The following is an 8,414-nucleotide window of genomic DNA, read 5'->3' as shown; positions in this document are numbered from 1 at the left end:
GTTGACTTTTGGCACGCTGTTGAGTTCTCAAGGAACGGACACTTCCTTCAGGCCGCCTTCCAGCGGGCCCTCCGGGCGCTTCGTTCTTTCGTGTTTCCAGCTTACCAGATGTTTTCCGCTCCGTTTTCCGGAGTTTCATTCATCCGATTTCCCGAACTGGTCGGGCCGCTTTCCGCGACGGCCTCCACGTTAGCGCATTTCGGTTGTCACCCGAAATTCACACTCACCACGGTTGACGGGAACGCCAACAAACCCATGTGAATGGGTATCGAGGTGAGGGTGGGTCCTGCAGAGTGGGATGGCCGCATCAGCGACTCGTTCAACACTAGGCCACCCGGACGACATCGTCAAACACCGAGGGCGGGATCCGGCTGGATCCCGCCCTCGTATGTCGAAGCCGCAGCTCAGCGGCGCCGTGTTTCGGTCACGCCGTAGCCGGAACCAGCTCCGCCGCCGCCAGGTTGCGCTTGCCGCGGCGCAGCACGAGCCAGCGACCGTGCAGCAGGTCGGCCTCGGCCGGCACCGCTTCCTCGTCCGTCACCTTGACGTTGTTGAGGTAGGCGCCGCCCTCCTTGACCGTGCGGCGGGCGGCCGAACGGCTCGGTGCGAGGCCGACGGCGACCAACAGGTCGACCACCGACTGGAGTTCGGCCACCTCGACCTTCGGGACCTCGGCCAGGGCGGCGGCCAGGGTCGGCGCCTCCAGGTCGGCGAGGTCGCCCTGGCCGAACAGCGCCTTGGACGCGGCGACCGCGCGCTCGTACTGCTCGGCGCCGTGGACGAGGGTGGTGAGCTCCTCGGCGAGGGCTCGCTGGGCGAGGCGGGCGGCGGGGCGCTCGGTGGTCTCGCGCTCCAGCTCCTCGATCTCCTCCTTCGAGCGGAAGCTGAAGATCCGCAGGAAGTTGGGGACGTCCCGGTCGTCCGCGTTCAGCCAGAACTGGTAGAAGGCGTACGGGGTGGTCAGCTCGGGGTCGAGCCAGACCGTGCCGGACTCGGTCTTGCCGAACTTGGTGCCGTCGGCCTTGACGATCAGCGGCGTGGCCAGCGCGTGCACGGACTTGGCGTCGGCCTTGCGGATCAGGTCCGTGCCGGCGGTCAGGTTGCCCCACTGGTCACTGCCACCGGTCTGCAGGGTGCAGCCGTAGCGGCGGTTCAGCTCCAGGTAGTCCATGCCTTGCAGGATCTGGTAGCTGAACTCGGTGTAGCTGATACCCGCGTCGGAGTTGAGCCGTCGGGCGACGGCTTCCTTGGCGATCATGTTGTTGACGCGGAAGTACTTGCCCACGTCGCGCAGCAGGCTGATGGCCGACATCCCGGACGTCCAGTCCAGGTTGTTGACCATGCGCGCCGCGTAGGGGCCCTCGAAATCGAGGAAGCGCGAGATCTGGCCCCGCAGCCGCTCGACCCAGCCGGCCACCGTCTCGGGGTCGTTGAGGACGCGCTCGGCGGTGGGCTTCGGGTCGCCGATGAGGCCCGTGGCGCCGCCGACCAGGCCGAGCGGGAGGTTTCCCGCCTGCTGGATGCGGCGCATGGTGAGGATCTGCACGAGGTTGCCGAGGTGCAGGCTGGGGGCCGTCGGGTCGAAGCCGCAATAGAACGTGACCGGGCCGTCCGCGAACGCCTTGCGCAGTGCGTCCTCGTCGGTGGACAGGGCGATCAGCCCCCGCCACCGCAGCTCGTCGACGATGTCCGTCACGGTCACGCTTCTCCTTCGATCGGGCGCCCGCCCGGTGGCGGCCCGTTCTCTCGGACCCCGGGTCGGTGCGACTCCAGCGTGGTAGAGCCTACGCGGTCGGGGCCAGCGGGTTTTCCCCGAGCGTCGTGCCGCACTCCTCCCCCGGCCGCTCCGGCGCCTGCCCGATACCGGAAATTCCGTTGTTCGTCGGCTGTGGGCCCGTTCAGAGTGGTGTCACCGCCGTGCGGCGGCAGTGACGTGTGTGGAGACGGTCGTGCCGCCGTGGCACGCCCGCGGGAAGGGTGTGCCGAGTGCGCAACACGCTGGTTCTGAACGCGAGCTACGAGCCCCTGACGACGGTGTCGCTCCAGCGCGCCGTCGTCCTGGTGCTCCAGGACAAGGCGGTGGTGGAGCAGGCGCATCCGCTGCGCACGGTCCGGGGGACGGGCGTCAGCATCCCGGTGCCCCGGGTGATCAGGCTTCAGCGCTACGTGAGAGTGCCGTTCCGACAACAGGCGCCGTGGTCGCGGCGGGGTGTCCTGGCCCGGGACCAGCACCTGTGCGCGTACTGCGGGCGGCGGGCCACCACGGTGGACCACCTGCAGCCCAGGTCGCGCGGCGGGGAGGACAGCTGGTTGAACACCGTGGCCGCGTGCCCGGAGGACAACCAGCGCAAGGCGGACCGGACACCCGAACAGGCCGGGATGAGGCTGCTGCGCCGGCCGTTCGTGCCGACCCCGCAGGCCACCCTCATGCTGGCGCTCGGCCTGCGCGGCTCGGAGGCCCGGGAGCTGGCCGACTGGCTGCCGGCCGTGCCGGGCCAGCCCGCTCCGACAGCCGTCCCGGCCGCGTGAGCGCCGCCGCGAGCCGCGCCCTACGGGGCCCGGGCTAACCCTTCGCCTGGTAACCCGCCGCCGTGCCGTAGTTGGCCGAGTGCTCGGGCATCACGACCACCCGCCCGCCGCCGATCAGCACCCGCCCGGAGACCAGCAGCGAACCGGTGCCCTGCGGGAAGTTGCCGCCGGTCGCCTCCTGGCCGCCGGCCAGCGGGAACCGGCTGAGGCGGGCGGGCTGGTCGCGGCGTTCGTCGGCGGCGAGCACGAGCGCGCCGCCGTCGACGCCGACCGCCCGGACGGTGCCCTTGGCGGCGGTCGGCGCCTTCCAGCGCTGCTTGCCGGTGTCGAGGTCGTAACCGACCGCCGCGGCCGGTCCGCCGCCGTTCGCCGGGACGAGCGTGGTGACCATCGTGCGGTTCTGGAAGAACACCTCGGGCGTGGCCGAGAACGTGCCGTGGCCGACGTCCAGCCGGCCGCCGTCGCCGACCACCGGGATCTCGGCGGCCGGGTCGCCGCCCGCGCCCCAGGAGAACACCCGGTCGTCCTCCGGCTTCTCGCCCGTGGTGAGGACGACGGACGGCTCGGCGGACAACACGGTCACCGTCTTCGGGCGGTTGTTCAGGCCGCGCCACCAACTGACCTTGCCGTCCGCCGTGTTCAGCGCGACGGCCTGGTCGGCGGGGGTCGAGTCGGCGCAGGAGGAGGCGACCAGCACGGTCTTGCCGGTCACGCCGCCGGACAGGGTGCAGAACTTGCCCTGCCCGGTGTACTGCCAGACGTCCTTGCCGTCCGCGGACTCCCAGGCGACCGCCCGGTCGTCGCCGACCGCGATCACCTTGTCCTCGGTGACGCCGATCCGCGCGCCGTACGCGCCCTTGGCGTCCGAGACGGTCTTCGTCCACGCGGTCTTGCCGGTCTTGGTGTCCACGGCGGCGACCAGCGTGCACGGGCTCTTCGGGTCGGCCTGGGCCCGGAACAGCACCGCGCCCAGCCCCGCCTGGTTGACCCCCGCCGACAGCCCGCACGGGACGGCCCCGGCGGCCGGTGGCTCGACCGACCAGACGGGCTTGCCGGCCGCGAGGTCGTAGGCCCGCACGCCGGCGGCATCGGCGCGGACCACCGCATCGGCCAGCAGCCAGCTGCCGACCAGCGTGTCGTCACCCGACGACCCGGACGCGGCGGGCTGGGCGGACCACACCTTGGTGTGCGCGACGGCGAAACCGGGCTCCCCGCCGCTGCTCGCGGCCGCGCTGCCACCGCCCTCGGCCCCGACCATCAGACCGGCCGCGACCAGCACGCCCAGCGCGGCCACCCCGGCTCCGGTGCGCACCAGCAGGGTCCGCCGGCTGGGCACGTGCTCGCCGGTGAGCACCGCCCCGGCGGCGGCGCGGGCCCTGGCCGAGAGCGAAGAGCCCGCCGTCGAGGAGCCTGCCTTCGGGGACCTGCCCCGACGGGCGACAGCCCGCGACGGCGCGACGGGCGCGGCCTCGGGCGTCGTGTCCGGCTCGGGCTCCGGCGCCGTGGACGGTTCCACCGGAACGGGCTCGGCGTCCTCGATGTGCACGTACCCGTCGGCCGAGTACTCCGCCCCCACCGGGACGTACAGCCCCTCCCCCGCAGGCTGCTCCGGGACGGCGTACGGCGCGTACTGCTGCTGCCCATGATCCGGGTACTGCTGGTACTGCTGGTACTGCCCCTCGGCGTAACCGCCCTGGACGTAGCCGCCCTCGGCGTACCCGGTCTCGGCGTACCCGGTCTGGACGTAGCCGGTCTGGACGTACTGCGGGTCCTGTCCGTACGGCGAGCCCTGCCCGTACCCGCCCTGGCCGTAGCCCGCCGCCGTCTGCCAGTACTCCTGCTGCGGATGGTCCTGCGGCTGCGGCTCCTGGTGCCCGCCGACCGGCCAGGCCTGCCGGCCCTGGGGGTACCACGGCTGCTGCTGGGCGTCTCCGAAGGGCTCCTGCGCCATCCGTTCCCGTCCCTCCCGAGCCGCCTGCCGATGCGGCAGTCAGCATCTCACGCCCGTTCGAGCGCGCCGCCCCGGCCTCGGGGGGTCGGGGAGGTCAGCCCGCGGACTCGGCCTTCAGCGCCTCGTCGATGCGGGCGGCCAGGGTGAAGTCCAGGCCGGTCAGCCCGCCCGCGCTGTGGGTGGAGAGGACGAAGCGCAGGGTGCGCCAGCGGATGTCGACGTCGGGGTGGTGGTCGAGCGCCTCGGCCTGTTCGGCGACGGCGACGACCACCCGGATCGCCGCCGGGAAGTCGGGGGCGTCGGCCACGCGGACGACGCTGTCACCCTCCCTGGTCCACCGCGGCAGTGCGGCCAGGGCCGCCGTGATCTCGTCCTCGCTCAGCCGTGCCCTGCTGCTCATCGAAGCTCTTCCGTTCGTCGTCTCGTCGTCCGGTCAGGCGTGCACTTCGAGGAACATACCGAGCCGGGGCCCTCCGCACCGGACGACACAGCCGCTGACGGGCAGCCCCCCGGCGGGCGTCCCCCGACGGATGCTCAGCTCATCAGCTCAGCAGCAGTTTGGTGACCGCGGCGAGGCCGACCACCACGATGATCCCGCGCAGCGCGACCGGCGGCAGGCGGCGGCCGACCTTGGCACCGAGCAGGCCGCCGACCAGCGAGCCCGCCGCGATCAGGCCGGCGGCCGCCCAGTTGACGGTGGAGGTGAACAGGAAGAACAGCGCGGCGACGCCGTTGACGACCATCGCCAGCGCGTTCTTCACGGCGTTGATCCGCTGCAGGTCCTCCTGGAGCAGCATGCCCATCAGCGCCAGCAGCAGGACGCCCTGCGCGGCGCCGAAGTAGCCGCCGTAGATGCCGGTGAGGAAGACGCCGACGAACAGCAGCAGGCCGCCGTCCGGGTCCCCGTCGGGGCGGCGGCGGGCGGCGACCGCCTTGGCGACCTTGGGCTGGATCACCACCAGGACGAGGGCGAGCAGGATCAGTACCGGGACGATCGCGTCGAAGGCGCCGTTCGGCAGTCTGATCAGCAGCAGCGCGCCGACCAGCCCGCCGAGCAGCGAGGCGGTGCCCAGGCGCAGCAGCCGGTGGCCCTGGCCGGCCAGCTCGCGGCGGTAGCCGATCACGCCGCTGAGCGAACCGGGCACCAGGCCGAAGGTGTTGGAGACGTTGGCGGTGACCGGCGGAATCCCGATGGCGAGCAGCACCGGGAACGTGATCAGCGTGCCGGAGCCGACGATCACGTTGATCATCCCGGCACCGACGCCCGCCACCAGGACGGCGATGCCCTCCCAGAGCGTCATGGGTCACCTCTCCTCTCGGTCCTGTCCGGGGGGATCATGCCGGACGGCCCACCGGTCGGACCAGGGCCGCCCACGATTCGGGACACGCACCACCACGACCGCCACACGCCACGACCGCCACGACCGCCACACGCCGGGGGCCCGCCACCGTGCGGTGGCGGGCCCCCGGGCCGGACGGTTCAGCCGGTCACTCCGGGTCGATCTTGCGGTACTCGCGGGCCGGGTCCACCCGGGGGCGGGCGGCACCCTTCTCGGTGTCCACCGGGCGCGGGCCGGCCGCCGGGTCGAGCGGCACCTGGGTGGCCGCGGGGGCCGCCTGCGGGACGCTCGGGGCGGCGACCGCGCCGCCGTTGACGCCGGGGTTGCCGGTCAGCCCGCCGAAGGCGCCGCCGAGGCCCTTGAGGGCGTCGCCGACCTCGCTGGGGATGATCCACAGCTTGTTGGAGTCGCCCTTAGCCAGCTCGGGCAGGGTCTGCAGGTACTGGTAGGCGAGCAGCTTCTGGTCGGCGTCGCCGTCGTGGATGGCCTCGAAGACCGTCCGGATCGCGGCCGCCTCACCGTCGGCGCGCAGCACCGCGGCCTGCGCCTCACCTTCGGCCCGGAGCACGTCGGCCTGCTTCTCACCCTCGGCCTTGAGGATCTGGGCCTGCCGCTGGCCCTCGGCGGTGAGGATCGCGGCGCGCTTGTCACGGTCGGCGCGCATCTGCTTCTCCATCGAGTCCTGGATGGAGGTGGGCGGCTCGATCGCCTTCAGCTCGACGCGGTTGACCCGGATGCCCCACTTGCCGGTGGCCTCGTCCAGGACGCCGCGCAGACCGGCGTTGATGACCTCGCGCGAGGTCAGGGTGGATTCGAGGTCCATCGAGCCGATGATGTTGCGCAGCGTGGTGACGGTCAGCTGCTCGATGGCCTGGATGTAGCTGGCGACCTCGTAGGTGGCCGCGCGCGGGTCGGTGACCTGGTAGTAGATCACCGTGTCGATGTTGACCACCAGGTTGTCCTGGGTGATCACCGGCTGCGGCGGGAACGGCACGACCTGCTCGCGCAGGTCGATCCGGTTGCGGACCCGGTCGATGAACGGGACGACGATGTTCAGGCCTGCGTTGAGCGTCCGGGTGTAGCGGCCGAAGCGCTCCACGATCGCGGCGCTGGCCTGCGGGATGACCTGGATCGTCTTGATCAGCGCGATGAAGGCCACCACGACCAGGACGACCAAAACGATAAGGACGGGTTCCACGGACTCTCCCCTAGATGACCAGGGCGGTCGCGCCCTGGATTTCGACGACGTCGACCTGCTGCCCCGGTTGGTACACGCTGTCCGGGTGGAGCGCGCGGGCCGACCAGATCTCGCCGTTCAGCTTGATCCGTCCGCCCTCCCCGTCGACGGTTTCCGCGACGACCGCGGTGGCGCCCTGGAGCGCCTCGATGCCCATCTTGATGTGCGGGCCCTGCCGCAGTTGCCGGTAGGCGATCGGGCGGACGAAGACCAGCAGCGAGACCGAGACCGCGATGAAGACCAGGGTCTGCCAGACCGCGTCTCCGCCCAGCCCGGCCACGCCGGCGGCCGCCAGCGCACCGACCGCGAACATGGCGAACTCCGGCATCGCGGTCAGCACCAGCGGTATGCCGAGCCCGACGGCGGCCAGGAGCCACCAGATCCAGCTGTCCACGTGTCCATCCTAGGGAGCGAAGGGCCTTCGAGGCGGACAGTTCCCGCAGGTCGAGGGGCGGAAACCGGTCGCGCGTGCGACCGGTCCCCGGAAACCCGACGACATCGGAGCGTGCGAGGTGCGTGCGAGGCGCGGACGGGGGCTCAGCCCAGCGGCAGGCCCTGCGCGGACCAGCGGTCCCCGTGGCGCTCCAGGGTGAGCGGCAGGCCGAAGCACTTGGAGAGGTTGCGGGCGGTCAGCTCGGTGTCGATCGGACCGGCGGTGAGCACCTTGCCCTGGCGGATCATCAGGACGTGGGTGAAGCCCGGCGCGATCTCCTCGACGTGGTGGGTGACCATCGCCATGGCCGGGGCGAACTCGTCCTGGGCGAGCGCGCCGAGCCGGCGGACGAGGTCCTCGCGGCCGCCGAGGTCCAGGCCGGCCGCGGGCTCGTCGAGCAGCAGCAGCTCGGGGTCGGTCATCAGGGCGCGGGCGATCAGGGTGCGCTTGCGCTCGCCCTCGGAGAGGGTGCCGAACTTGCGGCCGGTGAGGTTGGACATGCCCATCCGGTCGAGCAGCGCGAGCGCGCGGGACTCGTCGAACTGCTCGTAGGTCTCCTGCCAGCTGACCGTCATGCCGTAGGCGGCGGTCAGCACGGTCTGCAGCACCGTCTGCTCGGCCGGCAGCTTGTCGAACATGGCGGCGCCGGCCAGGCCGATCCGGGAGCGCAGCTCGAAGACGTCGACCTCGCCCAGCTTCTCGCCCAGCACCGACACCTTGCCCGCGGTCGGGAACAGGTAGGTGGCGGCGATCTGCAGCAGGGTGGTCTTCCCGGCGCCGTTGGGGCCCAGGATGACCCAGCGCTCCCCCTCGGAGATGGACCACGAGACCTGGTCGACCAGCGCGCGTCCCTCCCGGACCACGGATACGTCCACCAGCTCCAGCACGTCGCTCATGCCTACGCCTTCCCCAATACAAGAATTT

The 8,414-nt window shown here is 71.7% G+C and carries 9 protein-coding genes; 2 read left to right on the top strand and 7 right to left on the bottom strand.

The genetic code is table 11. From position 1 onward, the window contains the following. Nucleotides 1-261, top strand: a 261-nt coding sequence (locus ACIO9K_RS30620) for a hypothetical protein (RefSeq protein WP_400334772.1), incomplete at its 5' end; no start/stop codon positions are given. Between the two features lie 163 nt (nt 262-424). On the opposite strand, the gene tyrS is transcribed toward ACIO9K_RS30620, so the two are convergent. After that, nucleotides 425-1,696, bottom strand: a complete 1,272-nt coding sequence (gene tyrS / locus ACIO9K_RS30615; RefSeq protein WP_400334778.1) for a tyrosine--tRNA ligase — start codon at nt 1,694-1,696, stop codon at nt 425-427. Nucleotides 1,697-1,986: 290 nt separating this feature from the next. Here tyrS and ACIO9K_RS30610 point away from each other — a divergent pair, with 290 nt between their 5' ends. Further along, complete coding sequence (locus ACIO9K_RS30610; protein WP_063349641.1) at nt 1,987-2,529, top strand: HNH endonuclease; 543 nt, start codon at nt 1,987-1,989, stop codon at nt 2,527-2,529. Nucleotides 2,530-2,563: 34 nt separating this feature from the next. Here the strand turns inward: ACIO9K_RS30610 and ACIO9K_RS30605 are convergent, their stop codons facing one another. The 6 genes from ACIO9K_RS30605 to ACIO9K_RS30580 form a co-directional block, all read right to left on the bottom strand. Continuing rightward, entirely contained in the window at nt 2,564-4,480 is a 1,917-nt protein-coding gene (locus tag ACIO9K_RS30605) for a PQQ-binding-like beta-propeller repeat protein (RefSeq protein WP_400334770.1), read from the bottom strand. Nucleotides 4,481-4,574: 94 nt separating this feature from the next. After that, complete coding sequence (locus ACIO9K_RS30600) at nt 4,575-4,880, bottom strand: 4a-hydroxytetrahydrobiopterin dehydratase (RefSeq protein ID WP_400334768.1); 306 nt, start codon at nt 4,878-4,880, stop codon at nt 4,575-4,577. Between the two features lie 142 nt (nt 4,881-5,022). Beyond that, complete coding sequence (locus tag ACIO9K_RS30595) at nt 5,023-5,781, bottom strand: sulfite exporter TauE/SafE family protein (RefSeq protein WP_363589448.1); 759 nt, start codon at nt 5,779-5,781, stop codon at nt 5,023-5,025. 187 nt (nt 5,782-5,968) lie between these two features. Then, nucleotides 5,969-7,018, bottom strand: coding sequence for an SPFH domain-containing protein (locus ACIO9K_RS30590; protein ID WP_363589446.1), 1,050 nt, complete (start codon nt 7,016-7,018; stop codon nt 5,969-5,971). 10 nt (nt 7,019-7,028) lie between these two features. Next, nucleotides 7,029-7,439, bottom strand: coding sequence for an NfeD family protein (locus tag ACIO9K_RS30585; protein ID WP_363589456.1), 411 nt, complete (start codon nt 7,437-7,439; stop codon nt 7,029-7,031). A 155-nt stretch (nt 7,440-7,594) separates the two neighbouring features. Continuing rightward, entirely contained in the window at nt 7,595-8,386 is a 792-nt protein-coding gene (locus ACIO9K_RS30580; RefSeq protein WP_063349636.1) for an ABC transporter ATP-binding protein, read from the bottom strand. Nucleotides 8,387-8,414: the final 28 nt, after the last annotated feature.

Origin of the sequence: Kitasatospora sp. NPDC087271, assembly GCF_044744605.1 — a bacterium.
In the GTDB taxonomy this organism is placed as follows: domain Bacteria; phylum Actinomycetota; class Actinomycetes; order Streptomycetales; family Streptomycetaceae; genus Kitasatospora.
The sequence above is the reverse complement of the archived record's forward strand: the minus strand, read 5'-3'. Positions and strand labels throughout refer to the sequence as shown.